The organism is Mesorhizobium sp. W016, from assembly GCF_054719485.1.
Genome location: NZ_JBTTIF010000002.1, coordinates 4,180,012 through 4,204,416 on the forward strand (window position 1 = coordinate 4,180,012; position 24,405 = coordinate 4,204,416).

The 24,405-nt window shown below is 61.9% G+C and carries 33 protein-coding genes; 2 read left to right on the plus strand and 31 right to left on the minus strand.

The annotated features are described in order from the left end of the window. Nucleotides 1–81 precede the first annotated feature (81 nt). The 29 genes from rpsK to rpsL form a co-directional block, all read right to left on the minus strand. Entirely contained in the window at nt 82–471 is a 390-nt protein-coding gene (gene rpsK, locus ACYG9V_RS20775) for a 30S ribosomal protein S11 (protein WP_006205444.1), read from the minus strand. A 126-nt stretch (nt 472–597) separates the two neighbouring features. Continuing rightward, a complete protein-coding gene (gene rpsM / locus ACYG9V_RS20780; RefSeq protein ID WP_006205445.1) occupies nt 598–966 on the minus strand; it encodes a 30S ribosomal protein S13 in 369 nt (122 codons plus the stop codon). 211 nt (nt 967–1,177) lie between these two features. Beyond that, nucleotides 1,178–1,786 carry an adenylate kinase gene (locus tag ACYG9V_RS20785; protein WP_023682600.1) on the minus strand — a complete coding sequence of 203 codons (609 nt, stop codon included), beginning with the start codon at nt 1,784–1,786 and terminating at the stop codon, nt 1,178–1,180. Next, nucleotides 1,783–3,123 (minus strand): preprotein translocase subunit SecY, encoded by a 1,341-nt coding sequence (gene secY, locus ACYG9V_RS20790; protein WP_023672761.1) that lies wholly within the window; start codon nt 3,121–3,123, stop codon nt 1,783–1,785. Before secY ends, ACYG9V_RS20785 begins: the two co-directional genes overlap by 4 nt. A gap of 257 nt (nt 3,124–3,380) precedes the next feature. After that, nucleotides 3,381–3,851 (minus strand): 50S ribosomal protein L15, encoded by a 471-nt coding sequence (gene rplO, locus ACYG9V_RS20795; protein ID WP_023682601.1) that lies wholly within the window; start codon nt 3,849–3,851, stop codon nt 3,381–3,383. Between the two features lie 22 nt (nt 3,852–3,873). After that, nucleotides 3,874–4,071, minus strand: a complete 198-nt coding sequence (rpmD, locus tag ACYG9V_RS20800) for a 50S ribosomal protein L30 (RefSeq protein ID WP_006205449.1) — start codon at nt 4,069–4,071, stop codon at nt 3,874–3,876. A gap of 24 nt (nt 4,072–4,095) precedes the next feature. Then, nucleotides 4,096–4,659: a 30S ribosomal protein S5 gene (rpsE, locus tag ACYG9V_RS20805; protein WP_006333394.1), complete on the minus strand. Its 564-nt coding sequence runs from the start codon at nt 4,657–4,659 to the stop codon at nt 4,096–4,098. Between the two features lie 154 nt (nt 4,660–4,813). Next, entirely contained in the window at nt 4,814–5,173 is a 360-nt protein-coding gene (gene rplR, locus ACYG9V_RS20810; protein WP_023682602.1) for a 50S ribosomal protein L18, read from the minus strand. Between the two features lie 141 nt (nt 5,174–5,314). Next, entirely contained in the window at nt 5,315–5,848 is a 534-nt protein-coding gene (gene rplF / locus ACYG9V_RS20815) for a 50S ribosomal protein L6 (protein WP_023691246.1), read from the minus strand. Nucleotides 5,849–5,937: 89 nt separating this feature from the next. Further along, nucleotides 5,938–6,336 (minus strand): 30S ribosomal protein S8, encoded by a 399-nt coding sequence (gene rpsH / locus ACYG9V_RS20820; RefSeq protein ID WP_006205453.1) that lies wholly within the window; start codon nt 6,334–6,336, stop codon nt 5,938–5,940. Nucleotides 6,337–6,348: 12 nt separating this feature from the next. Beyond that, a complete protein-coding gene (gene rpsN, locus ACYG9V_RS20825; RefSeq protein WP_010909282.1) occupies nt 6,349–6,654 on the minus strand; it encodes a 30S ribosomal protein S14 in 306 nt (101 codons plus the stop codon). 27 nt (nt 6,655–6,681) lie between these two features. Further along, nucleotides 6,682–7,281 carry a 50S ribosomal protein L5 gene (gene rplE / locus ACYG9V_RS20830; RefSeq protein WP_023672755.1) on the minus strand — a complete coding sequence of 200 codons (600 nt, stop codon included), beginning with the start codon at nt 7,279–7,281 and terminating at the stop codon, nt 6,682–6,684. After that, nucleotides 7,274–7,588 carry a 50S ribosomal protein L24 gene (gene rplX / locus ACYG9V_RS20835; RefSeq protein WP_013531428.1) on the minus strand — a complete coding sequence of 105 codons (315 nt, stop codon included), beginning with the start codon at nt 7,586–7,588 and terminating at the stop codon, nt 7,274–7,276. Before rplX ends, rplE begins: the two co-directional genes overlap by 8 nt. Before the next feature lie 12 nt (nt 7,589–7,600). Beyond that, nucleotides 7,601–7,969 (minus strand): 50S ribosomal protein L14, encoded by a 369-nt coding sequence (rplN, locus tag ACYG9V_RS20840; protein WP_006205457.1) that lies wholly within the window; start codon nt 7,967–7,969, stop codon nt 7,601–7,603. Between the two features lie 72 nt (nt 7,970–8,041). Then, nucleotides 8,042–8,281 carry a 30S ribosomal protein S17 gene (gene rpsQ, locus ACYG9V_RS20845; RefSeq protein ID WP_010909280.1) on the minus strand — a complete coding sequence of 80 codons (240 nt, stop codon included), beginning with the start codon at nt 8,279–8,281 and terminating at the stop codon, nt 8,042–8,044. 11 nt (nt 8,282–8,292) lie between these two features. Then, nucleotides 8,293–8,493 carry a 50S ribosomal protein L29 gene (gene rpmC, locus ACYG9V_RS20850; protein ID WP_006205459.1) on the minus strand — a complete coding sequence of 67 codons (201 nt, stop codon included), beginning with the start codon at nt 8,491–8,493 and terminating at the stop codon, nt 8,293–8,295. 13 nt (nt 8,494–8,506) lie between these two features. Beyond that, nucleotides 8,507–8,920, minus strand: a complete 414-nt coding sequence (gene rplP / locus ACYG9V_RS20855) for a 50S ribosomal protein L16 (protein ID WP_006205460.1) — start codon at nt 8,918–8,920, stop codon at nt 8,507–8,509. Between the two features lie 26 nt (nt 8,921–8,946). Continuing rightward, entirely contained in the window at nt 8,947–9,672 is a 726-nt protein-coding gene (gene rpsC, locus ACYG9V_RS20860) for a 30S ribosomal protein S3 (RefSeq protein ID WP_023672753.1), read from the minus strand. Beyond that, the gene (gene rplV, locus ACYG9V_RS20865) at nt 9,672–10,061 is read right to left on the minus strand and encodes a 50S ribosomal protein L22 (RefSeq protein WP_006205462.1); all 390 of its coding nucleotides are present in this window, start codon (nt 10,059–10,061) and stop codon (nt 9,672–9,674) included. Before rplV ends, rpsC begins: the two co-directional genes overlap by 1 nt. 2 nt (nt 10,062–10,063) lie before the next feature. Continuing rightward, a complete protein-coding gene (rpsS, locus tag ACYG9V_RS20870) occupies nt 10,064–10,342 on the minus strand; it encodes a 30S ribosomal protein S19 (RefSeq protein WP_006205463.1) in 279 nt (92 codons plus the stop codon). Between the two features lie 16 nt (nt 10,343–10,358). Continuing rightward, nucleotides 10,359–11,192 (minus strand): 50S ribosomal protein L2, encoded by an 834-nt coding sequence (rplB, locus tag ACYG9V_RS20875; RefSeq protein WP_023706515.1) that lies wholly within the window; start codon nt 11,190–11,192, stop codon nt 10,359–10,361. A gap of 23 nt (nt 11,193–11,215) precedes the next feature. Further along, nucleotides 11,216–11,509, minus strand: a complete 294-nt coding sequence (locus tag ACYG9V_RS20880) for a 50S ribosomal protein L23 (RefSeq protein WP_023672751.1) — start codon at nt 11,507–11,509, stop codon at nt 11,216–11,218. Beyond that, on the minus strand, nt 11,506–12,126 hold the full coding sequence (gene rplD / locus ACYG9V_RS20885; RefSeq protein ID WP_352763312.1) for a 50S ribosomal protein L4: 621 nt from the start codon (nt 12,124–12,126) through the stop codon (nt 11,506–11,508). Before rplD ends, ACYG9V_RS20880 begins: the two co-directional genes overlap by 4 nt. Further along, nucleotides 12,126–12,854: a 50S ribosomal protein L3 gene (rplC, locus tag ACYG9V_RS20890; protein ID WP_023691244.1), complete on the minus strand. Its 729-nt coding sequence runs from the start codon at nt 12,852–12,854 to the stop codon at nt 12,126–12,128. Before rplC ends, rplD begins: the two co-directional genes overlap by 1 nt. A 61-nt stretch (nt 12,855–12,915) precedes the next feature. After that, complete coding sequence (gene rpsJ, locus ACYG9V_RS20895) at nt 12,916–13,224, minus strand: 30S ribosomal protein S10 (RefSeq protein WP_010909272.1); 309 nt, start codon at nt 13,222–13,224, stop codon at nt 12,916–12,918. 69 nt (nt 13,225–13,293) lie between these two features. Next, complete coding sequence (gene tuf, locus ACYG9V_RS20900; protein WP_023723394.1) at nt 13,294–14,469, minus strand: elongation factor Tu; 1,176 nt, start codon at nt 14,467–14,469, stop codon at nt 13,294–13,296. A gap of 65 nt (nt 14,470–14,534) precedes the next feature. Continuing rightward, nucleotides 14,535–16,625: an elongation factor G gene (gene fusA, locus ACYG9V_RS20905; protein WP_023667430.1), complete on the minus strand. Its 2,091-nt coding sequence runs from the start codon at nt 16,623–16,625 to the stop codon at nt 14,535–14,537. A gap of 30 nt (nt 16,626–16,655) precedes the next feature. Next, nucleotides 16,656–17,126 carry a 30S ribosomal protein S7 gene (gene rpsG, locus ACYG9V_RS20910; RefSeq protein WP_008875664.1) on the minus strand — a complete coding sequence of 157 codons (471 nt, stop codon included), beginning with the start codon at nt 17,124–17,126 and terminating at the stop codon, nt 16,656–16,658. Nucleotides 17,127–17,202: 76 nt separating this feature from the next. Beyond that, a complete protein-coding gene (gene rpsL, locus ACYG9V_RS20915) occupies nt 17,203–17,574 on the minus strand; it encodes a 30S ribosomal protein S12 (protein WP_027062687.1) in 372 nt (123 codons plus the stop codon). Between the two features lie 495 nt (nt 17,575–18,069). Between rpsL and ACYG9V_RS20920 the strand changes: the two genes are divergently transcribed. Then, entirely contained in the window at nt 18,070–18,351 is a 282-nt protein-coding gene (locus tag ACYG9V_RS20920) for a hypothetical protein (protein ID WP_023686022.1), read from the plus strand. A 106-nt stretch (nt 18,352–18,457) separates the two neighbouring features. After that, complete coding sequence (locus ACYG9V_RS20925) at nt 18,458–19,393, plus strand: Gfo/Idh/MocA family protein (RefSeq protein WP_352765931.1); 936 nt, start codon at nt 18,458–18,460, stop codon at nt 19,391–19,393. A gap of 46 nt (nt 19,394–19,439) precedes the next feature. On the opposite strand, the gene ACYG9V_RS20930 is transcribed toward ACYG9V_RS20925, so the two are convergent. Both ACYG9V_RS20930 and rpoC read right to left on the minus strand, forming a co-directional pair. Continuing rightward, complete coding sequence (locus tag ACYG9V_RS20930) at nt 19,440–20,105, minus strand: O-methyltransferase (RefSeq protein WP_023818204.1); 666 nt, start codon at nt 20,103–20,105, stop codon at nt 19,440–19,442. Nucleotides 20,106–20,184: 79 nt separating this feature from the next. Beyond that, nucleotides 20,185–24,381, minus strand: a complete 4,197-nt coding sequence (gene rpoC / locus ACYG9V_RS20935; RefSeq protein WP_460222009.1) for a DNA-directed RNA polymerase subunit beta' — start codon at nt 24,379–24,381, stop codon at nt 20,185–20,187. Nucleotides 24,382–24,405 lie beyond the last annotated feature (24 nt).

A 24,405-nucleotide genomic window follows, 5' to 3' on the forward strand; every position in this document is an offset into this window, starting at 1 on the left:
CGCCACCATCCAATCGTGGCGGGCGACCTGGAGTGCCGTGGAGGAGCGCCTTGAGGCGCTCACGCGGCGTTCGGTAATGTCTTAGACGCGGCGCTTCTTACGCGGGCGGCAGCCATTGTGCGGGATCGGCGTCACATCACGGATCGAAGTGATGGTGAAGCCGGCCGCCTGCAGGGCGCGAAGCGCCGATTCACGACCGGAGCCGGGTCCGCAGACCTCGACTTCGAGCATGCGCATGCCGTGTTCCTGGGCCTTCTTGGCGACGTCTTCGGCAGCCATCTGGGCGGCGAACGGGGTCGACTTGCGCGAACCCTTGAAGCCCTGGGCACCGGCCGACGACCAGGCAATGGAATTGCCCTGCGCGTCGGTGATGGTGATCATCGTGTTGTTGAAGGTCGAATTGACGTGGGCAACGCCCGACGAGATGTTCTTGCGTTCGCGACGGCGAACACGAGCGGCTTCCTTGGCCATGATAGTCCTTTCAGTTGATCTCTACACCGCCGTAATGCCAGCGGCTCCACCTTTGAAAGCGAGTAGTGAATAGGGACCAGCGAATAGGGACCCCTACTCGCTAATGGCTACTCGCTATTCGCTCACTTACTTCTTCTTGCCGGCGATCGACTTGGCCGGGCCCTTGCGGGTGCGTGCATTGGTGTGCGTGCGCTGGCCGCGAACCGGCAGCGAACGGCGGTGACGCAGACCGCGGTAGCAGCCGAGGTCCATGAGACGCTTGATGTTCATCGACACTTCGCGGCGCAGGTCGCCTTCGACCTGGTAGTCGCGGTCGATGGTCTCGCGGATCTGCAGCACTTCCGCGTCGGTCAACTGGTTGACGCGGCGCTCGGCCGGGATGCCGACCTTGTCGACGATCTCCTGGGCGAACTTCTTGCCAATGCCGTGAATGTACTGAAGCGCAATGACGACGCGCTTGTTGGTCGGAATGTTGACGCCGGCTATACGAGCCATATTCTTCTCTTCTCCATGTGGGACCGGCCGGCCTTCAAAACAAGGCATGCGCGGCGCTGTTCAAATTACCCCGCGTCCGGTGGAGGCCGGCCCTTGCGGGAGTTCCCTAGTTTCAATGCGGCTGCCTTGCCCTTGCGGACAAGCAAGCCTCATGCCTGATAGGAAGACGGGCCGCCATAACCCAGCGAACCGTTCCAGTCAAGCGCAATCTTTACTTTACCGTAACGGTCTCCCGCGTCACCGCCGCGAGCAGCGCTTCAATCTCCGCCGTCACGGTGTCGACAGGAGCCATGCCGTCGACACTCCTAAGCGAGCGTTTGGCGTAATAATAGCCGATCAGCGGCGCCGTCTTCTTGTAATATTCCCGCAGGCGCTCTTCGAACACCACCGGATTGTCGTCCTTGCGCACCGGCTGTCCGGCGGCCTTGGCGTCGTCGGCGCGCTTGACGATGCGGCCGACCAACGCTTTGTCGTCGACGACGAACTCGATCACGGCATCGAGGCCAATGCCGCGCTCGGCGAGCATCGATTCAACCGCATCAGCCTGCACCAGCGTGCGCGGATATCCGTCGAGGATGAAACCGCTGGTGCAATCGGGTTGGTCGATGCGCTCGGCCACGATCGCGTTGACAATGGCGTCGGAAACCAGCTCGCCGGCATCCATCACCGCCTTGGCGCGCTTGCCGACTTCAGTGCCGGCCTGTACGGCGGCCCGCAGCATGTCGCCCGTCGACAGCTGCGGTATGCCGTATTTTTCTACCAGTCTTTGTGCTTGCGTCCCCTTGCCCGCTCCTGGCGGCCCAAGCAATATCAATCTCATCTGGCCTTCTTCCCCCCGCGCAGCTTCGACTTCTTGATCAGGCCCTCATACTGGTGCGCGATCAGGTGACCCTGGATCTGCGCCACCGTATCGAGGGTTACACTGACCACGATCAGAAGCGATGTGCCACCGAGGTAGAATGGTACGCCAGTTGCCGAAATCAGGAACTCGGGCAGCAGGCACACCAGCACCAGATAGATGGCGCCGACGACGGTGATGCGCGTCAGGACATAGTCGATGTAATCGGCGGTGCGCTCACCCGGACGGTAGCCCGGAATGAAGCCGGAATGCTTCTTGAGCTGGTCGGCGGTGTCCTTCGGATTGAACACGATGGCCGTGTAGAAGAAGGCGAAGAACACGATCATTGCCGCATAGAACAGCATGTAGAGCGGCTGGCCGTGGCCGAGCGAAGCGAGCACGGTGCTTGCCCAGGCCGGCAGGTTTGTCGTCTGCGAGAAGCCAGCGACCGTTGCCGGCAGCAAAAGCAGCGACGACGCGAAGATCGGCGGAATGACGCCCGACGTGTTGAGCTTCAGCGGCAGATGCGAGGTATCGCCCTGGAACATGCGGTTGCCGACCTGGCGCTTCGGATACTGGATCAGCAGGCGGCGCTGCGCGCGCTCGAAGAACACGATCAGCGCGATGACGATTATGGCCAGCACGATGATCGCGAGTATCAGCCCGGTCGATAGAGCGCCGGTGCGGCCGAGCTCCAGCGTGCCGGAGATGGCGCGCGGCAGGCCGGCGACGATGCCGGAGAAGATGATCAGCGAAATGCCGTTGCCGATGCCGCGGGCGGTGATCTGCTCGCCCAGCCACATCAGGAACATGGTGCCGCCAACCAGCGTGACGACGGTCGAGATGCGGAAGAACATGCCGGGATCGTTGACGATGCCGTTGCCGCCTTCCAGGCCCACCGAAATGCCGTAGGCCTGCACCAGCGCCAGGAGTACCGTGCCGTAGCGCGTGTACTGGTTGATGACCTTGCGGCCCTGCTCGCCTTCCTTTTTCAGCGCCTCCAGCGACGGAATGACCGAGGTCATCAGCTGCATGATGATGGAGGCTGAGATGTAAGGCATGATGCCGAGCGCGAAGATCGCCATGCGCTGCACGGCGCCGCCGGCGAACATGTTGAACATGCCGAGCACGCCCTTGGCCTGCGAAGAGAAGGCCTGCGCGAATGCATCCGGATTGATGCCGGGCAGCGGGATATAGGTGCCGAGGCGATAGACGAGCAGCGCGCCGACGGTGAACCAGATTCGCTTCTTCAGGTCCTCCGCCTTGGCGAAAGCCGCAAAATTCAGATTCGAGGCTAGTTGTTCAGCAGCCGAAGCCATGCCTGATTCTCCGCTAGAGCATGATGCCGAAAAGTGTGAAGCGGTTTTCGGACAACGTCATGCGCTACTTCTTTGATTTGTATGTCACGCTCGATGCCCGCAGCTCAGGCGGCGCGTGGCACCGAAGCTCACGAGATAAGCTCCGGGCTCTAAACATGCAAGCGGCCGCGTTGACGCGGCCGCCTAATTGATCGGATCAAAGCGCAATCGTGAACAAAAACGGATACCGTTCCTGCCGGCCGCACTTCAAATTGCCGTTACTCCGCTGCCGCTTCCGGCAGCTTGACCGAACCGCCGGCCTTTTCGATCTTCTCGATCGCGGCCTTGGAGGCGCCGGCGACGTCGAAGACAAGCTTTGCCTTGAGCTCGCCGTCCGAGAGGATGCGCACGCCGTCCTTGACGCGGCGAATAACGCCGGCGGCAACGAGTGCCTCGGCCGTCACGGTCGCCTTGGCGTCAAGCTTCTTGGCATCGAGCGCGGTCTGGATACGAGCCAGCGAAACGACGACAAAGCTCTTGGCGAAGATGTTATTGAAGCCACGCTTCGGCAGGCGCCGATAGAGCGGCATCTGGCCGCCCTCGAAGCCGTTGATGGCAACGCCGGAGCGCGCCTTCTGGCCCTTGACGCCGCGACCGCCGGTCTTGCCCGAGCCGGAGCCGATGCCACGGCCGAGACGCTTCTTGGAGTGCGTCGCGCCGTCCTTGTCACGCAGATCGTTGAGTTTCATCTGGGTTCTCCTGCGCTTTTGCTCAGCCCTCGTCCACGACGCGGACGAGATGCTGGACGGCAGCGATCATGCCGCGCACCGAGGGAGTGTCCTCCAGCGTGCGCTGCTTGTGCATCTTGTTGAGGCCGAGGCCGACCAGCGTTGCGCGCTGTTCCTTCGGGCGGCGGATCGGCGAACCGATCTGCTCAACGGTGATGGTCTTGGTTGCTTTCTTGGCCATGGTCAAAATCCCTGGTCAGATCGACTATTCTTCAGCCGCAACGGCGGTGCCGCGGCGGGCCTGAAGGGTCGAATATTTGATGCCGCGCGCAGCAGCCACATCCTTGGGATGCATCTGGCTCTTCAGCGCGTCGAACGTGGCGCGAACCATGTTGTAGGGGTTCGACGAACCCATCGACTTGGCGACCACGTCGTGCATGCCGAGCGTCTCGAAGACAGCGCGCATCGGGCCGCCGGCGATGATGCCGGTACCCTGCTTGGCAGCGCGCAGCAGCACGCGTCCGGCACCCCAGCGTCCTTCGACGTCGTGGTGCAGCGTGCGGCCCGAGCGCAGCGGCACGAAAATCATGTCGCGCTTGGCCGACTCGGTTGCCTTGCGGATCGCTTCCGGCACTTCGCGCGCCTTGCCGTGACCGAAGCCGACGCGGCCCTTCTGGTCGCCGACGACGACGAGTGCTGCAAAACCGAAGCGACGGCCGCCCTTGACGACCTTGGCGACACGGTTGATGTGGACGAGCTTGTCCACCATGCCGTCATCGCGTTCTTCACGATCGCGGCCGCGGCCGCCATCCCTACGTTCCTGTGCCATATCCTGTTCCTTGTTTTTTTCCGGAAGCACGGTTGCTGATAAGATCCGGTGCGCCTCTTTGGGTCACCGGGGGCGAATTATTTTTCCTTGCATGATCTTGTCCGAAAAGTCTGCAACTTTTTGCTGCGCTGACCTTCGGTTCGGGATCAGGCAATTAGAAGCTCAGACCGCCTTCACGGGCAGCCTCGGCCAGCGCCTTGACGCGGCCGTGATAGATATAGGCGCCGCGGTCGAAGACGACTTCCTTGACGCCGGCCTTCGAAGCACGCTCGGCGATCAGCTTGCCAACAGCGGCTGCTGCCTCGGTGTCGGCGCCGGTCTTGAGCGAACCCTTGAGGTCCTTCTCGAGTGTCGATGCAGCCGCGATGGTATGGCCCTTGGCGTCGTCGATGACCTGCACGTAGATGTTCTTCGACGTGCGGTGAACCGAGAGACGCGGGCGCTCGCCGGCGACCTTCTTGATCTGACGGCGAACGCGCTGCGCGCGGCGCTGGATGGATTCCTTGGTAGCCATGATAGTCTTCCTTGCCTTCAAAAAACGGGGGGCCGCCATGTGCGGTAGGCGAAAGCGCCTCCCGCGACCGCTCCCCGCGGCGTTGCAGTTCTTTGGCTTGGCCTTTTCCGAAAAGTCTGCAACTTTTCGGGGCCAGGCCTACTACTTCTTCTTGCCTTCCTTGCGGACGATCTTCTCGCCGGCATAGCGGACACCCTTGCCCTTGTAGGGCTCGGGACCGCGATACTCGCGAATCTCGGCGGCAACCTGGCCGACCTGCTGCTTGTCGATGCCGGTCACGGTGATTTCCGTCGGCTTCGGCACAGTGATCGTGATGCCAGCCGGCGTCTGGTAGACGACATCATGGCTGAAGCCAAGTGCCAGCTGCAGGTTCTTGCCCTGGAGTGCCGCGCGATAGCCGACGCCGGTGATCTCGAGCTTCTTCTCGAAACCGTCCTTGACGCCCTGCAGGATGTTGACGATCTGCGTGCGCGACATGCCCCACTTGGAGCGGGCGGTCTTGGTCTGGTCGCGCGGCTGGACAGCGATTTCGCTGCCTTCCATCTTGACCAGCACTTCGTCGTTCACCACGAACTTCAGCTCGCCCTTGGGGCCCTTCGCCGTCACGGTCTGGCCGTTGACGGTCGCGGTCACGCCCTGCGGCAGCGAAACGGGTTTCTTTCCAATACGAGACATTTGGTTGTCCTCGTCACTTCTCTTGTTTCAGGTCTCTGTCTTCGGGAACGATCCGAAGACCGGATTCCACTTTGCGGTCAGCTGCCAGATCAGAAGATCTGGCAGAGGATCTCGCCACCGACATTCTGTTCGCGTGCTTCGTGGTCGGCCATCACGCCCTTCGGCGTCGAAAGGATGGCGATGCCGAGGCCGTTGGCGACGTGCGGGATCGACTTGGCCGAGACGTAAACGCGGCGGCCCGGCTTCGAGACGCGGGCGATTTCGCGCACGACCGGAGCACCGTCGAAATACTTCAGCTCGATTTCGATCTCGGACTTGCCGTTGTCGAAGTCGGTCTGGCTGTAGTCGCGGATATAGCCTTCAGCCTTCAGCACGTCGAGGACGCGGGTACGCAGGCGCGAGGCCGGCGTCGAAACGCTCGACTTCTTGCGGCCATACGCGTTGCGGATGCGGGTCAGCATATCGCCGAGAGGATCGCTCAATGACATGTTATGTCCTCCTTACCAGCTCGACTTGACCAGGCCCGGGATCTGGCCGTTATTGCCGAGATCACGAAGCGCGATGCGCGATACTTTGAGCTTGCGATAATAGGCGCGCGGACGGCCGGTAACTTCGCAGCGGTTGCGGATGCGGATCTTGGCCGAGTTGCGCGGCAGGGCAGCAAGCTTCAGCTGAGCGCGGAAACGCTCTTCCATCGGCTTGGACTGATCCATGATGATCGCCTTCAGGGCAGCGCGCTTGGGACCGTACTGGTCGGCAAGCTTGCGGCGCCTGTTGTTCTTCTCGACTGAGCTGGTCTTTGCCATTTCAGATTTTTCCTTTTCTCGCTGCCGTTACTGGCGGAAGGGGAAGTTGAAGGCCTTGAGCAATGCCCTGGCTTCGTCGTCCGTCTTCGCAGTCGTACAAACGATGACGTCCATGCCCCAGATCTGATCAACCTTGTCGTAGTTGATCTCCGGGAACACGATGTGTTCCTTGATGCCCATGGCGTAGTTGCCACGGCCATCGAAGCTCTTCGGATTCAGTCCGCGAAAGTCGCGGACGCGCGGCAGTGCGATGTTCACGAGACGGTCGAGGAACTCGTACATGCGTTCCTTGCGCAGCGTGACCTTGGCGCCGATCGGCATCTTCTCGCGGACCTTGAAGCCGGCGATCGAATTACGGGCGCGGGTGACGACGGCCTTCTGGCCGGCGATCATCGCCAGGTCTTCGGCCGCGATCGAAGGCTTCTTCGAATCCGCGGTCGCTTCGCCGACGCCCATGTTCAGCACGATCTTGTCGATGCGCGGAACCTGCATCTCGTTCTCGTAGCCGAACTGCTCCTGCAGCGCCTTGCGGATGGTCTCGTTGTAGACCTGCTTGAGGCGCGGCGTGTTCTGGGCCTTGGACTGTTTGCTTTCAGCCTTGGGCTTCGTGGTTTGAGCCTTAGCCATTGATGACTTCTCCCGAGCGCTTGGCGACGCGCACCTTCTTGCCGTCCTTCTGGAAGATGAAGCCGACGCGGGTCGGCTTGCCATCCTTGGGGTCGGCGAGCGCGATGTTCGACAGCTGGATCGGCGCTTCCTTGGTGATGATCCCGCCCTCTTGGGACTGGGACTGCTTCTGGTGACGACGGATCATGTTGACGCCGCGCACCAGCGCGGTGTCTTCCTTCGGCTGAACCGAGAGGACTTCGCCCGAACGGCCCTTGTCCTTGCCGGCCAGCACGACGACCTTGTCGCCTTTTCTAATCTTTTGCATTGGTCCGGCTCCTTACAGCACTTCAGGCGCGAGCGAGATGATCTTCATGTGGTTCTTGGCGCGGAGTTCGCGCGGAACCGGTCCGAAGATACGCGTGCCGATCGGCTCTTTCTTGTTGTCGACGAGAACGGCCGCGTTCTTGTCGAAACGGATCACGCTGCCGTCCGGGCGGCGGATGTCCTTGGCCGTGCGAACCACGACCGCCTTCATCACATCGCCCTTCTTAACGCGGCCGCGCGGAATGGCTTCCTTGATCGACACCACGATGATGTCGCCTACGGAAGCGTATTTCCGCTTCGAGCCGCCCAGCACCTTGATGCACATGACACGACGGGCGCCGGAATTATCCGCGACGTCGAGGTTTGTTTGCATCTGAATCATGACTGGCCGCCTTCTTCTCTTCTAACGGGACGGGCTCAAAGCCCCTCCCCGGTCTGTCCAAAATTCGGTTTGTTACGCCTGGTCCGAAGACACGACGATCCAGCGCTTGTCCTTGGAAATCGGCTTCGATTCCTGGATGAACACCTGATCGCCGACCTTGTGGGCGTTGTTCTCGTCGTGCGCCTTGTACTTCTTGGTCATGCGCACGGTCTTCTTCATCACGGGATGCGTGAAGCGCCGTTCGACCTTGACGACTACCGTCTTCTCGTTCTTGTCGCTGACGACAGTGCCCTGCAGAATGCGCTTTGGCATGATTTTCGTCCTTAAGCCTTCTTGGCCGCGGACTTTTCCGCAGCGATGGTCTTGATACGCGCAATGTCCTTGCGAACCTGCCGCACGCGCGCGGTCTTCTCGAGCTGGCCGGTGGCCTTCTGGAAGCGCAGGTTGAACTGCTCCTTCTTCAGGCTGGCCAGATCGTCGGTCAGCTGGTCCTGGGTCTTCGTCCGGATGTCTTCGGCTTTCATGATCAGCCCGTCCTTATTCTGCGATGCGCTGTACGAAGCGCGTCCTGACCGAGAGCTTGGCCGCGCCGAGACGCAGCGCCTCACGGGCGGTTTCTTCGTTGACGCCGTCGATCTCGAACATGATGCGGCCCGGCTTGACGCGCGCCGCCCAGTAATCGACAGCGCCCTTGCCCTTGCCCATGCGCACTTCGGTCGGCTTCGACGTCACCGGCACATCAGGGAAAATACGGATCCACACGCGGCCGGCACGCTTCATCTCACGAGTGATCGCGCGGCGGGCCGCCTCGATCTCACGCGCGGTGACGCGGTTCGGCTCAAGCGCCTTCAGCCCGAAACCACCAAAATCCAGGTTGGTGCCGCCCTTTGCGGTACCATGGATACGGCCCTTGAACTGCTTGCGGAACTTTGTGCGCTTTGGCTGCAGCATCGTTCTAACTCCAAATTCCTAAATAATCAGGCGTTTTCGCGACGACGACCGCGTTCGCGATCGCCACCACCGCCATGCGCAGCATCACCCTCGGTCGCGCGACGCTCCGAAGCCATCGGATCGTGCTCGAGGATTTCGCCCTTGAACACCCAGACCTTGACGCCGCAGATGCCGTAAGCCGTATGCGCTTCGGCCGTGCCGTAGTCGACATCGGCGCGCAGCGTATGCAGCGGCACGCGGCCTTCTCGGTACCATTCCATGCGCGCAATCTCGGCGCCGCCGAGACGGCCGGCGCAGTTGATGCGGATGCCTTCGGCGCCCAGGCGCATCGCCGACTGAACGGCGCGCTTCATGGCGCGGCGGAACGCGATACGACGCTCGAGCTGCTGGGCGATCGACTGGGCGACCAGGGTCGCGTCGATTTCCGGCTTGCGCACTTCAACGATGTTCAAGTGCGTCTCGGACTTCGTCATCTCCATCAGCTTCTTGCGAAGCTTTTCGATGTCGGCGCCCTTCTTGCCGATGATCAGGCCCGGGCGCGCCGCATGGATGGTGACGCGGCACTTCTTGTGCGGGCGCTCGATCACGACCTTCGAAATCGCAGCCTGCTTGAGTTCCTTTTCAAGATATTTGCGGATCTTGATGTCCTCATGCAGCAGTTTGCCGTACTCGCCGGTGTTCGCGAACCAGCGCGAATCCCAGGTGCGGTTGATGCCGAGGCGCAGACCGATCGGATTGACTTTCTGGCCCATTATGCGGCCTCCCCTTTTTCTTCGACTTCACGAACGACGATCGTGAGGTGCGAGAACGGCTTTTCGATACGGCTGGCGCGACCGCGGCCACGAGCATGGAACCGCTTCATGACGATCGACTTGCCGACATAGGCTTCCGCCACGATCAGCGCATCGACGTCAAGGTCGTGGTTGTTTTCCGCGTTGGCGATCGCCGATTCCAGCGTCTTCTTGACCGTGCCGGAAATCCGCTTGGCCGAGAATTCGAGATCGGAAAGCGCTGTCGCGACCTTCTTGCCGCGGATCAGCGCGGCAACCAGGTTCAGCTTCTGCGGGCTGATACGGATCGTGCGCAGAACGGCGCGCGCTTCGTTGTCAGCAAGCCTGCGCGGAGCTTTGGCCTTGCCCATGATTATTTCCTCTTCGCCTTCTTATCCGCGCCGTGACCGTAATAGGTCCGGGTCGGAGCGAATTCACCGAACTTGTGACCGACCATGTCCTCGTTCACCGAGACGGGAACATGCTTCTGGCCGTTGTAGACACCGAAGGTGAAGCCGACGAACTGCGGCAGGATGGTGGAGCGACGGCTCCACATCTTGATCACCTCATTGCGACCACCTTCACGAACCTTGTCCACCTTCTTGAGAAGGTAGCCGTCGATGAAGGGGCCTTTCCAAATAGAACGAGTCACTTGGCGTTACCTCTTCTTAGCTCTTGCGCTGATGGCGCGAGCGCAGGATGAACTTGTCGGTCGCCTTGTTGGACCGCGTCTTCTTGCCCTTGGTCGGCTTGCCCCACGGGCTGACCGGATGACGGCCACCGGAGGTGCGGCCTTCGCCACCGCCATGCGGATGGTCGACCGGGTTCATGGTCACGCCGCGATTGTGCGGGCGCTTGCCGCGCCAGACCGTGCGGCCGGCCTTGCCGTCGTTGATGTTGCCGTGGTCGGGGTTCGACACGGCGCCGACGGTGGCCATGCAGGAGCCGTGAACGACACGCTGCTCGCCCGAGTTGAGGCGCAGGATCGCCATGCCCTGATCGCGACCGACCAGCTGGCCGTAGCCACCTGCCGAGCGGGCAACCTGGGCGCCCTTGCCCGGCTTCAGCTCGATGTTATGGACGATCGTGCCGACCGGCATCGAGGCCAGCGGCATCGCATTGCCCGGCTTCACGTCGACCGATTCACCGGCCACGATCTTGTCGCCGGCGGCAAGGCGCTGCGGAGCGATGATGTAGGACAGCTCGCCATCGTCATACTTGATCAGCGCGATGAAGGCGGTGCGGTTCGGATCGTATTCAATGCGCTCGACCGTGCCGACGACGTCGAACTTGCGGCGCTTGAAGTCGATGATGCGGTACGAACGCTTGTGACCGCCGCCGATGAAGCGGGCCGTGATGCGGCCGTGATTGTTGCGGCCGCCCGACTTGGTCAGGCCTTCGGTCAGGCCCTTGACGGGCTTGCCCTTGTAGAGGCCCGAGCGGTCGACGATGACCAGCTGGCGGGTGCTCGGCGTTACCGGGTTGAATTTTTTAAGTGCCATGTTTGTTGTCCTCGCGGCCTAGCTCAGAGACCCGTCGCGACGTCGATCGACTGGCCGTCGGCCAGTGTCACAATCGCCTTCTTGACGTCGCTCTGGCGGCCGATCGTGCCGCGGAAGCGCTTGATCTTGCCCTTGCGGACAAGCGTGTTCACGGCCGTAACCTTGACGCCAAACAGCGCTTCGACAGCGGCCTTGATTTCCGGCTTCGACGCCTTCTTGGCGACGTTGAAAACAACCTGGTTGTTCTCGGAAGCCATGGTCGACTTTTCCGTGATCGCCGGCGAGACGATCACGTCGTAATGACGGAGGTCGGTCATTTAAAGCGCTCCTCGAGAGCCTCGACGGCGGCCGTCGAAAGGACCAGCGTGCCGCGGCGCAGAATGTCGTAGACGTTGATGCCATGGATGGGCAGCACGTCGATGTTCGGGATGTTGGTCGCCGCCAGCTTGAAGTTCTGGTCAAGCTCGGCACCGCCGATCACCAAGGCGTTGGTCAGGCCCAGCGTCGCGAAATTCGCGATCAGCGCCTTCGTCTTGGCCTCGGTCAGCTTCAGCTCGTCGATGATGATGATCGACGCGCTCTTGGCCTTGGCCGAGAGAGCATGCCGCAAGCCCAGAGCGCGCACCTTCTTCGGCAGATCGTGCTCGTGGCTGCGAACGACCGGGCCGTGGGCCTTGCCGCCGCCGCGGAACTGCGGAGCGCGTGCCGAATGGTGACGGGCGCGGCCCGTACCCTTCTGCTTGTACATCTTGGCGCCGGTGCGCGCGATTTCGGCGCGGCCCTTGGCCTTGTGCGTGCCCTGCTGGCGCTTGGCCAGCTGCCAGCGCACGACGCGCTGCAGGATGTCCTCGCGCGGATCAAGGCCGAAAATCTCCTCGGAGAGTTTCACCTTGCCGGCGTCCTTGCCGCCAAGCGTTGTGATCTTGAGATCCATTATTCTGCTCCCTCTGCGGCCGGAGCCTCGTTCGTGGCAGCGCTAGCTGCAGCAACCGGGCGGATCGCGGCAGGCTTCGGCGCATTGGCCGGCAGTGCCACCTTGGCCGCATCGCGGACCAGGATCCAGGCGCCCTTCGATCCGGGAACCGCACCGCGGATCAGGATCAGGCCGCGATCGGCGTCGGTCGAAACGATCTCGACATTCTGTGTGGTGACGCGGGTGTCGCCCATGTGGCCAGCCATATGCTTGCCCTTGAACACTTTGCCCGGATCCTGACGCTGGCCGGTCGAACCGTGCGTACGGTGCGAAACCGAGTTACCGTGCGTCGCGCGGCCACCACCCATGTGGTGGCGCTTGATGACGCCCTGGAAACCCTTGCCGATCGTCGTGCCCGTCACATCGACCTTCTGGCCGGCGACGAAGTGCTCGACGGTGATCTCGGCGCCGACATCGATCATGTTGTCGGCGGAGACGCGGAACTCGGCGACCTTCGCCTTCGGCTCGACGGAAGCGGTCGCGAAATGGCCGCGCATCGCCTTCGACGTGTTCTTCACCTTGGCAAGGCCAACGCCGAGCTGGACGGCCGTATAGCCGTTCTTCTCCTGCGTGCGCTGAGCCACGACCTGGCAGTTCTCCATCTGGAGAACGGTGACGGGAACATGTTCCCCGGCATCATTATAGATGCGGGTCATTCCCACCTTCTTTGCAATCACACCTGAACGCATCGGTTCAATTCCTTTAGAGTTCCGGGCCAGGGGCACCGCCCCTTACCGCGCTCTCATTCCCTTAGAGCTTGATCTCGACGTCGACACCGGCGGCCAGATCGAGCTTCATCAAAGCATCGACCGTCTGCGGGGTCGGATCGACGATGTCGAGCAGACGCTTGTGCGTGCGCATCTCGAACTGCTCGCGGCTCTTCTTGTCGACGTGAGGCGACCGGTTGACCGTGAACTTTTCGATCCGCGTCGGCAGCGGAATGGGGCCGCGGACGTTTGCTCCGGTGCGCTTGGCCGTCGACACGATTTCTTTCGTCGAGGCGTCAAGCACGCGGTGATCAAACGCCTTCAGGCGGATGCGGATATTCTGTCCGTTCATGCGTCACTTCCTTGTTCTGGCGCGGCGCGGGCAAATCCTGCGCCCGCGACAGATCGGTTTAAGTCTAAATTACTCTTTGATGGTGACGACGATGCCGGCACCGACGGTACGGCCGCCTTCACGGATGGCGAAGCGCAGCTTCTCTTCCATGGCGATCGGCACGATCAGCTCGACATCGACCGTGATGTTGTCGCCGGGCATAACCATTTCCGTGCCTTCCGGCAGCGACACGATGCCGGTCACGTCGGTCGTGCGGAAGTAGAACTGCGGACGGTAGTTGGTGAAGAACGGCGTGTGACGGCCACCTTCGTCCTTGGTCAGGATGTAGGCTTCGGCCACGAACTTCTTGTGCGGCTTCACCGTACCGGGCTTGGCCAGAACCTGGCCGCGCTCGACGCCTTCACGATCAACGCCGCGCAGCAGCGCGCCGATGTTGTCGCCGGCCTGGCCCTGATCGAGCAGCTTGCGGAACATCTCGACGCCCGTGCAGGTCGTCTTGGTCGTCGGACGGATGCCGATGATTTCCAGTTCCTCGCCGACCTTGACGATGCCGCGCTCGACGCGGCCGGTCACGACCGTGCCACGGCCCGAGATCGAGAACACGTCTTCGATCGGCATCAGGAACGGCTTGTCCAGCGGACGAACCGGCGTCGGGATATAGGCATCGACCGCAGCCATCAACTCGCGGATCGCATCTTCGCCGATGGTCTTGTTGGAATCTTCCAGAGCAGCCAGCGCCGAACCCTTGACGATCGGAATGTCGTCGCCGGGGAACTCGTTCTTCGACAGAAGCTCGCGAACCTCGAGCTCGACCAGTTCGAGCAGCTCGGCATCGTCGACCTGGTCGACCTTGTTCAGGAACACCACGATCGACGGCACGCCGACCTGACGGGCAAGCAGGATGTGCTCGCGGGTCTGCGGCATCGGGCCGTCGGCGGCCGACACCACCAGGATCGCGCCGTCCATCTGCGCAGCGCCCGTGATCATGTTCTTCACATAGTCGGCGTGGCCGGGGCAGTCGACATGGGCATAATGGCGCGCTGCCGTCTCGTATTCGACGTGCGCCGTCGAAATGGTGATGCCGCGGGCCTTCTCTTCGGGCGCCGCATCGATCTGGTCGTAGCGCTTGTATTCGCCAAAATACTTCGTGATCGCCGCCGTCAGCGACGTCTTGCCATGATCGACATGGCCAATCGTGCCAATGTTCACATGAGGCTTGTTACGCTCGAATTTACCTTTTGCCATGTGATGTCTCCAATCTGCTCGCCCGTACGGGCCTTGAATTAAGTTACCGATGCAACCCGTTCAGGTTACGCGTATTTCTTCTGGACTTCCTGGGCGACCGCGGTCGGCACAGGCTCATAGTGATCGAACTGCATCGTGTAGGCCGCGCGGCCCTGGCTCATCGAGCGCAGGTTGTCGACGTACTTGAACATGTTGGCCAGCGGCACCATCGCGTTAATGACGACAGCCACGCCGCGAGCTTCCTGGCCCTGGATCTGGCCACGACGGCCGTTCAGGTCGCCGATGACGCTGCCGACGTAGTCTTCCGGGGTCACGACTTCGACCTTCATGATCGGCTCGAGCAGCTGCACGCCAAGCTTGGGTGCGGCTTCACGGAAGCAGGCGCGGCCGGCGATTTCGAACGCCAGGACGCTGGAGTCCACATCGTGGTAAGCGCCGTCGATAAGCGTCGCCTTGACGCCGATCATCGGGAAGCCCGCGAACGGACCCGACGACATGACACTGTTGATGCCCTTTTCGACACCCGGGATGTATTCCTTGGGAACCGCACCGCCGACGATCTTGGTCTCGAACTCGAACTCCGAGCTTTCCGGGTTCGGTTCGAACACGATCTTGACGCGAGCGAACTGACCGGTACCGCCGGTCTGCTTCTTGTGGGTGTAGTCCTGCTCGTGCCTGCGGGTGATGGTCTCGCGGTAAGCCACCTGCGGCGCGCCGACATTGGCCTCAACCTTGAACTCGCGACGCATGCGGTCGACGATGATGTCGAGGTGAAGTTCGCCCATGCCCGAAATGATGGTCTGGCCGCTTTCCTCGTCGGTCTTGACGCGGAATGACGGATCCTCGGCGGCCAGGCGGTGAAGGGCGAGGCCCATCTTTTCCTGGTCGTTCTTGGTCTTCGGCTCGATGGCGATCTGGATGACCGGATCCGGGAATTCCATGCGCTCGAGGATGACCGGGTGCAGCGGATCGCTGAGCGTATCGCCGGTGGTCGTGTCCTTGAGGCCGGCCAGAGCAACGATGTCGCCGGCAAAGGCTTCTTCGACGTCGGCGCGCGAATTCGCATGCATCTGCAGCATGCGGCCGATGCGCTCTTTCTTGCCCTTGACGGTGTTATCGACCGAGATGCCCTTGGTCAGTTTGCCCGAATAGATGCGGGCAAAGGTCAGCGAACCGACGAACGGGTCGTTCATAATCTTGAAGGCCAGCATCGACAGCGGCTCGTTGTCGTCGGCATGACGCTCGATCTCGGCATCGGTCTTGGCGTCGACGCCCTTGATGGCGGGAACATCGGCCGGCGACGGCAGGTATTCGACGACGGCGTCGAGCAGCGGCTGCACGCCCTTGTTCTTGAAGGCCGAGCCACAGAACATCGGGTAGAACTTGACCGCGATGGTGCCCTTGCGGATCAGCGCGCGGATCTCGTCATTCGACGGCATCTTGCCTTCGAGGTAATTCTCGAGGGCCGTCTCGTCCATTTCGACGGCGGCTTCGATCATCTTCTCGCGGTATTCTTCGGCCCGGGCCTGAAGGTCGGCAGGGATCTCGACGACGTCCCAGGCAGCGCCCAACGTCTCGTCGCGCCAGACCAGCGCGTTCATCTCGACGAGATCGACGACACCCTTGAACTCGGTCTCGGCGCCGATCGGCAGCTGCATGACGACGGCATGCGCACCAAGACGCGAGCCGATCATCTCGACCGAGCGGTAGAAGTCGGCGCCGATCTTGTCCATCTTGTTGCAGAAGATCATGCGCGGAACTTTATACTTGTCGGCCTGGCGCCAGACAGTCTCGGTCTGCGGCTCGACACCGGCATTGGCATCGAGCAGCGCAATGGCGCCGTCGAGCACGCGCAGCGAACGCTCGACTTCGATGGTGAAGTCGACGTGTCCGGGAGTGTCGATGATGTTGAAGCGGTACATCTTGCCGCTGCGACCCTTCCAGAAGGTCGTGGTGGCGGCGGACGTGATCGTGATGCCGCGTTCCTGCTCCTGCTCCATCCAATCCATGGTGGCAGCGCCGTCGTGGACTTCGCCGATCTTGTGCGACTTGCCCGTGTAATAGAGGACGCGCTCGGTGGTCGTCGTCTTGCCGGCGTCAATATGCGCCATGATACCGAAATTGCGGTAGTCTTCGATTTTATATTCGCGGGCCATCTTGGATGCCTTCTCAGTCTCGTTCGCGCTTTACCAGCGGTAGTGTGCGAAAGCGCGGTTGGCTTCTGCCATCTTGTGGGTGTCTTCACGCTTCTTCACGGCGGTGCCGCGGTTATTGGCCGCGTCCATCAGCTCGCCGGAGAGGCGGTCGACCATGGTGGTCTCGTTGCGGTTGCGGGCCGCGGCGATCAGCCAGCGGATCGCCAGGGCCTGACGGCGCTCGGGGCGCACATCGACCGGAACCTGGTAGGTAGCGCCGCCGACGCGGCGCGACCGGACTTCCACATGCGGCGCGACATTGTCGAGCGCCTGATGGAAGACGGTGACCGGCTCCTGCTTGGTCTTCGACTGAACCTGGTCGAGCGCACCGTAGACGATGGTCTCGGCAACCGACTTCTTGCCGTCATACATAACGGCGTTCATGAACTTGGTGACGATCAGATCGCCGAACTTCGGGTCCGGATTGATCTCACGCTTTTCTGCACTGTGACGACGCGACATGGCTTTTGTCTCTCAATCTCGTAGCCCGACGCATTCAAGCAGCGCCAGGGCCGGAAAATCTTACTTCGGACGCCCCTTACTTCGGACGCTTGGCGCCGTACTTCGAACGGCGCTGCTTGCGGTTCTTCACGCCCTGCGTGTCGAGCACGCCGCGGATGATGTGGTAGCGCACGCCCGGAAGATCCTTTACGCGGCCGCCGCGGATCATGACCACGGAGTGTTCCTGAAGGTTGTGGCCTTCGCCGGGGATGTAGCCGATCACTTCAAAGCCGTTGGTCAGGCGGATCTTGGCCACCTTGCGCAGTGCCGAGTTCGGCTTCCTCGGCGTCGTTGTATAGACGCGCGTGCAGACGCCCCGCTTCTGCGGGTTCTGCTGCATGGCCGGGACCTTGTTGCGCTTCACCGGCGCAATGCGCGGCTTGCGGATCAGCTGGTTGACGGTAGGCATTAAACCCTCTTGTCTCTCAATTCCGTGTCTCGCCCGGTCAGGGCCGCTCAAAGCGCCAATTCCATACGCAAATTCGGGCCATAAACCGCGCCTCGCGGTCCTGCCCGAACAAAATGCAGAGGAAGCGGGAACCGCTTCATGCGCGCCGGAAATGTCTTTTCGCTCGTAAAACGAACCCTGTTTGAGGCAAACTCCAAAGCGTGTCGCTTCGGAAGGGAGAGCCTCACATCGGTTCTGACTGGGCGGCTTCTACTCGCAAGACCGTGAACCGTCAACCCCGGCACGCCAAATATTGCGCGCTGACGACGGCTTGGCAGCCATGCGAAAAACGCATGTAATTTTCTTTCTTCGTTTTGCAAGGCAGAGGAAGAAAGTGACCGGGGCAGACAAGAAAGTGACCGGCTTTTGGCTGTCATGCGCGGGTTCTTCATGGCAAAAGGCGCCATGGACAGCCCAAAACCCCTCGCCCGCCCCCGTCTCAAGAGGAATCAGCCCGTGAACGACAATGAGGAACGCCCGGTCACCATCGTCACCGGCCGGGTCTGGAAAAAGAAGGGCGGCAAGCCGGAAGGCGTCCATGTGATGCTGGTTGCGCCCGACGACGATTCGGCCGTGCGCCGGGTGCTCGAATCGCTTGCGGCCGAAGGCTATGCCGAGGTCGAGCTCGACCAGATCGGCGATATGGACGGCGAACCCGACGAGGAGCCGCATCTGTCAGCCTTTCAGGGTGCGCTCGAAGGCGAAGTGTCGATCGTTACGTTCGAGGTTCCGCTCTGAGCGTGGCCGGCTGCTTGCGCCTGTCACCGCGCCGGCTTGCCCGGCACCGGTTCTCTGCTAAGAACCGAGCGACTTAACCAGCCAAATTCGAATCCGCGGAGTTCCCATGCCCTCGAACAATGGTCCCATCAAGCTCGGCATCGTCGGCGTCGGCAAGATCGTGCGCGACCAGCATCTGCCGGCAGTGGCCAAGGATGCGGACTACCGCCTCATCGCCGCCGCCAGCCGGCACGGCAAGGTGGACGGCATCCCGAATTTTCCGACCATTGAGGCGATGCTCGACGCGGTGCCGGAACTCGAGGCCGTGTCGCTGTGCATGCCGCCGCAGTTCCGCTACGACGCGGCACGCACGGCGCTGATTGCGAAGAAGCATGTTTTCCTGGAGAAGCCGCCGGGCGCCACCGTCAGCGAGGTCGAGGACCTGAAGAGACTGGCGGCAGCCAGTGGCGTCTCACTGTTCGCCAGCTGGCATTCGCGCTACGCGCCGGCGGTGGAAGCCGCGCGTGCCTTCCTGGCGTCGGCCAAGGTCAACTCGGCCGCCATCGTCTGGAAGGAAGATGTCCGCCGTTGGCATCCGAACCAGGATTGGATCTGGGCGCCGGGCGGCTTCGGTGTCTTCGATCCCGGCATAAACGCACTGTCGATCGCAACCCACATCCTGCCGGCGATGTTCATCACCTCGGCCGTCCTCGACTTCCCGGAAAACCGCGCCTCGCCTGTGGCGGCCCACGTTACCTTCCGCACCTCGGATGGATTGCCGGTGACCATGGAGCTCGACTGGCTGCAGACGGGACCACAGAGCTGGGACATCCTGGCCGACACCGACAAGGGCAAGATGGTGCTGTCCGGCGGCGGCACCAAGCTCGCCATCGACGGCAAGGTGGTTCACGACGAGCCGGAGGCCGAATATCCCCAGCTTTACCGGCGCTTCGCTGAAATCGTACGCGCCGGCGTCTCCGATGTCGATTTGGCACCCCTGCAGCACGTGGCCGACGCCTTCATGCTCGGCAAGCGCAATGTGGTGGGAGCGTTCTTCGATTGAACGATGAGTTCTGCCGGACCGCAGTCCGGACACTCACCATGCAGCCTTACTCGACGATCGCAATCGCAAAGCCGTCATAGCCTTTGGCGCCGACGGTCTGGATGGCGGTGCCGTCCAGGCGCTTGTCGCCGCCGATGAATGAAAACGCACCGCGTGCGCCTTCGACATAGGCGTCACGGCCATCGTCGTTGAGCACGGTGCCGTCGCGGATGACGTTGTCGCAGATGATGACCGTCCCCGGCCGCGACAGGCGCATGGCCCATGACAGATAATTCGGATTGTTCGGCTTGTCGGCGTCGATGAAGATCAGATCGAACGGACCGGCATTTTCGGCAGCCAGCGTCTCAAGCGACTGAAGCGCGGGGCCGATCCTGAGCTCGACCTTGTCCGACACCCCTGCCCGCTCGAGATTCGAGTGCGCGACTTTTGCATGATGCGGCTCGAGTTCGAGCGTCACGATCTTGCCGCCGACGGGCAATCCCCTTGCCATCCAGATGGTCGAGTAGCCGCCGAGCGTGCCGATCTCCAGCACCTTCCTGGCGCCGCTGATGCGGACCAGCAGCGACAGCAGCTTGCCCTGCGCCGGCGATACGTCGATGGCCGGCAGGCCCTGGTCGCGGTTGGCCGCAAGCACCGCGTCAAGGACGGGATCCGCCTCGAAGAGAGAGGAAACGATGTAGTCGTCGACGTCAGTCCAAACCTTCTTGCTCATGTTTTCCTCGATTCGATTAGGGGTCAAAACGCGAAAAGGGGCCACTGGGGCCCCCTTCCTTCTTCTCGTCCTACCGCGCTTACTGCGCGGCGTTGACCATGTCGGTCAGCATCGGCTCGGCGACCTCGACACCGGAGGCCTTGCGGCGCTCGTCGATGATCAGTTCGTCGCGCGAGGTGGCGATGCGCCGGATCTGGCTCATCGTGCCGCCGGTACCGGCCGGGATCAGCCGGCCGACGATGACGTTTTCCTTCAGGCCCTGCAGCATGTCGGTCTTGCCGGCAACCGCAGCTTCGGTCAGCACCCTGGTCGTCTCCTGGAAGGAGGCGGCCGAGATGAAGGACGGCGTTTGCAGCGAGGCCTTGGTTATGCCCAGCAGCACCGGCTGGCCTTCGGCCGGCTTCTTGCCGTCCTCGACCAGGCGCTCGTTGACCTCTTCCAGTTCGATCACGTCGACGTGGTCGCCCGGAATGTAGGTCGAGTCGCCCTGCACCGTGATCTCGACCTTCTGCAGCATCTGGCGAACGATCACCTCGATATGCTTGTCGTTGATCGACACGCCCTGCAGACGGTAGACTTCCTGGATTTCGTTCACGAGGTAGGAAGCAAGTGCTTCCACACCCTTGATCGCCAGGATGTCGTGCGGCGCCGGATTGCCGTCGAGGATGTAGTCGCCCTTCTCGATGACGTCGCCGTCCTGGAGATGGAACGGCTTGCCCTTCGGGATCAGGTATTCGACCGGCTCAAGCGTCGAGTCATGCGGCTCGATGATGATGCGGCGCTTGTTCTTGTAGTCGCGGCCGAAGCGGATCGTGCCATCGATCTCTGCGATGATGGCGTGATCCTTCGGACGACGTGCCTCGAACAGTTCGGCAACACGCGGCAGACCACCGGTGATATCCTTGGTCTTGGCGCTTTCCATCGGGATACGCGCCAAAACGTCGCCGGGACGAACCTGCGAACCCGGCTCGACCGAAAGAATGGCCTCGACCGAGAGCAGGAAGCGGGCGTCGCCGCCCTTCGACAGCTTGCCGACCTTGCCCTTGGGGTCAAGGATCGCGATCGCCGGCTTGAGGTCGTTGCCGCGTGGCGTCGAGCGCCAGTCGATGACCTCGCGCTTGGTGATGCCGGTCAATTCGTCGGCCGTTTCCTGAACGGAAATGCCGTCGACCAGATCCTCGTACGACACCTTGCCCTCGATTTCGGTGAGGACGGGGCGGGTATAGGGATCCCATTCGGCGATACGCTGGCCGCGCTTCACCTTGTCGCCATCGTCCACGAAGATGCGCGAACCATAGGTAAGGCGATGCGAGGCACGCTCCTTGCCGGCTTCGTCGAGGATCAGCACCGCCATGTTGCGGCCCATGACCATCTGCTGGCCGTCCGAGTTGCGCACCACGTTGCGGTTGCGGATCTCGACCTTGCCCTCATACGAGGCTTCAAGGAACGAGCTGTCCACCACCTGCGCCGTACCGCCCATGTGGAAGGTACGCATGGTGAGCTGGGTCCCCGGCTCGCCGATCGACTGCGCCGCGATGACGCCGACGGCTTCGCCCTGGTTGACCGGGGTGCCGCGGGCAAGATCGCGTCCGTAGCAGACCGCACAGACGCCGATCCTGACCTCGCAGGTCAGTGCCGAGCGAATGCGGACCGACTGCACGCCGGCCTTTTCGATCTTTTCCACGTCACGTTCGTCCATCAGCGTTCCGGCCTTGACCAGAACCTCACCCGAAACCGGATGCGTGATGTCGTCGAGCGAGGTGCGGCCCAGCACGCGCTGGCCGACCGAAGCGACGACCTGACCGGCATCGACGATCGGCTGCATGGTGAGGCCCTTGTCGGTGCCGCAATCCACGGAGTTGACGATGCAGTCCTGCGCCACGTCGACCAGACGACGGGTGAGGTAGCCCGAGTTCGCCGTCTTCAAGGCGGTGTCGGCCAGACCCTTGCGGGCGCCGTGGGTCGAGTTGAAGTACTCGAGCACGGTCAGGCCTTCCTTGAAGTTCGAGATGATCGGCGTCTCGATGATTTCACCCGAGGGCTTTGCCATCAGGCCGCGCATGCCGGCGAGCTGACGCATCTGGGTGGGCGAACCACGCGCACCCGAATGCGACATCATGTAGATCGAGTTCATCGGCTTTTGACGGCCACTGTCCTCGAACTCGACGGCCTTGATGCGGGCCATCATCTCGTCGGCGACCTTTTCCGAGCACTTCGCCCAGGCGTCGACGACCTTGTTGTACTTCTCGCCCTGCGTGATCAGGCCGTCATTGTACTGCTGCTCGTATTCCTTGGCCAAAGCCTCGGTGTCGGAAACCAGCTTGATCTTGGCGTCCGGGATCAGCATGTCGTCCTTGCCGAACGAAATGCCGGCGCGGCAGGCGTGGCTGAAGCCGAGGGCCATGATGCGGTCGCAGAAAATGACCGTCTCCTTCTGACCGCAGTGGCGGTAGACGGTGTCGATCATCTTGGAGATGTTCTTCTTGGTCATCTCCTGGTTGGCCGTCTCGTAAGGCACATTGACGTTCTTCGGCAGCAGCTCGCCGATGATCATGCGGCCAGGCGTGGTGTCGTAGATTTTCGACACGACCTTGCCTTCGGCGTCGACCGTGCGGAAACGACCCTTGATCTTGGAGTGCAGCGTCACCGCCTTGGTCTCGAGCGCGTGCTGGAGTTCGCCCATGTCGGCAAACACCATGCCTTCGCCCGGCTCGTTCTGATTGACGATCGAGAGATAGTAGAGACCCAGGACCATGTCCTGCGAAGGCACGATGATCGGCGCGCCGGAAGCCGGGTGCAGGATGTTGTTGGTCGACATCATCAGCACGCGGGCTTCAAGCTGCGCTTCCAACGAGAGCGGCACGTGAACGGCCATCTGGTCGCCGTCGAAGTCGGCGTTGAAGGCCGTGCAGACCAGCGGATGCAGCTGGATCGCCTTGCCTTCGATCAGGATCGGCTCGAACGCCTGGATGCCAAGGCGGTGCAGCGTCGGCGCACGGTTCAACAGCACCGGATGCTCGCGGATGACCTCGTCGAGGATATCCCAGACTTCCGGACGCTCCTTCTCGACCAGCTTCTTGGCCTGCTTGACGGTCGAGGAGAACCCCTTGGCGTCGAGGCGGGCGTAGATGAACGGCTTGAACAGTTCGAGCGCCATCTTCTTCGGCAGGCCGCACTGGTGCAGCTTGAGCTCCGGACCGGTGACGATGACCGAACGGCCCGAATAGTCGACGCGCTTGCCGAGCAGGTTCTGGCGGAACCGGCCCTGCTTGCCCTTCAACATGTCGGACAGCGACTTCAGCGGACGCTTGTTGGCGCCGGTGATGACGCGGCCGCGACGGCCGTTGTCGAACAGCGCATCGACGGCTTCCTGCAGCATGCGCTTTTCATTGCGCACGATGATGCCGGGGGCGCGCAGCTCGATCAGCCGCTTCAGACGGTTGTTGCGGTTGATGACGCGGCGATAGAGATCGTTCAGGTCGGACGTCGCGAAACGTCCACCATCCAGAGGAACCAGCGGGCGCAGGTCCGGCGGGATCACCGGAACCACCTTCATGATCATCCATTCCGGACGGTTGCCGGACTCCATGAAGTTCTCGACGACCTTGAGTCGCTTCAGATACTTCTTCTGCTTCAGCTCGGACGTGGTCGAAGCCAGTTCCGAACGCAGGTCGCCGGCGATCTTCTCCAGGTCCATGCCGGCCAGAAGGTCATGAATGGCCTCGGCGCCGATCATGGCGGTGAACGAATCCTCGCCATACTCGTCGACGGCGATCATGTACTCTTCCTCGCTGAGCAGCTGGTGCTCCTTCAGCGCGGTTAGGCCAGGCTCGGTGACGATGTAGTTCTCGAAGTAGAGGACGCGCTCGATGTCCTTCAGGGTCATGTCGAGCAGCGTGCCGATGCGCGACGGCAGCGACTTCAGGAACCAGATGTGAGCGACGGGTGCCGCCAGCTCGATATGGCCCATGCGTTCGCGGCGAACGCGCGACAGCGTGACTTCGACGCCGCACTTTTCGCAGATGACGCCCTTGTACTTCATGCGCTTGTACTTGCCGCACAGACATTCATAGTCCTTGATCGGGCCAAAAATGCGAGCGCAGAACAGACCGTCACGCTCCGGCTTGAAGGTGCGGTAGTTGATGGTCTCCGGCTTCTTGATCTCGCCGAACGACCAGGACAGAATCTTCTCAGGGCTGGCGAGCGATATCCGAATGGAATCGAACACCTGCGCCGGCGCCTGCGGATTGAAGAGATTCATGACCTCTTGGTTCATGCCGTTCTCCTTTTCGGGGTCCTC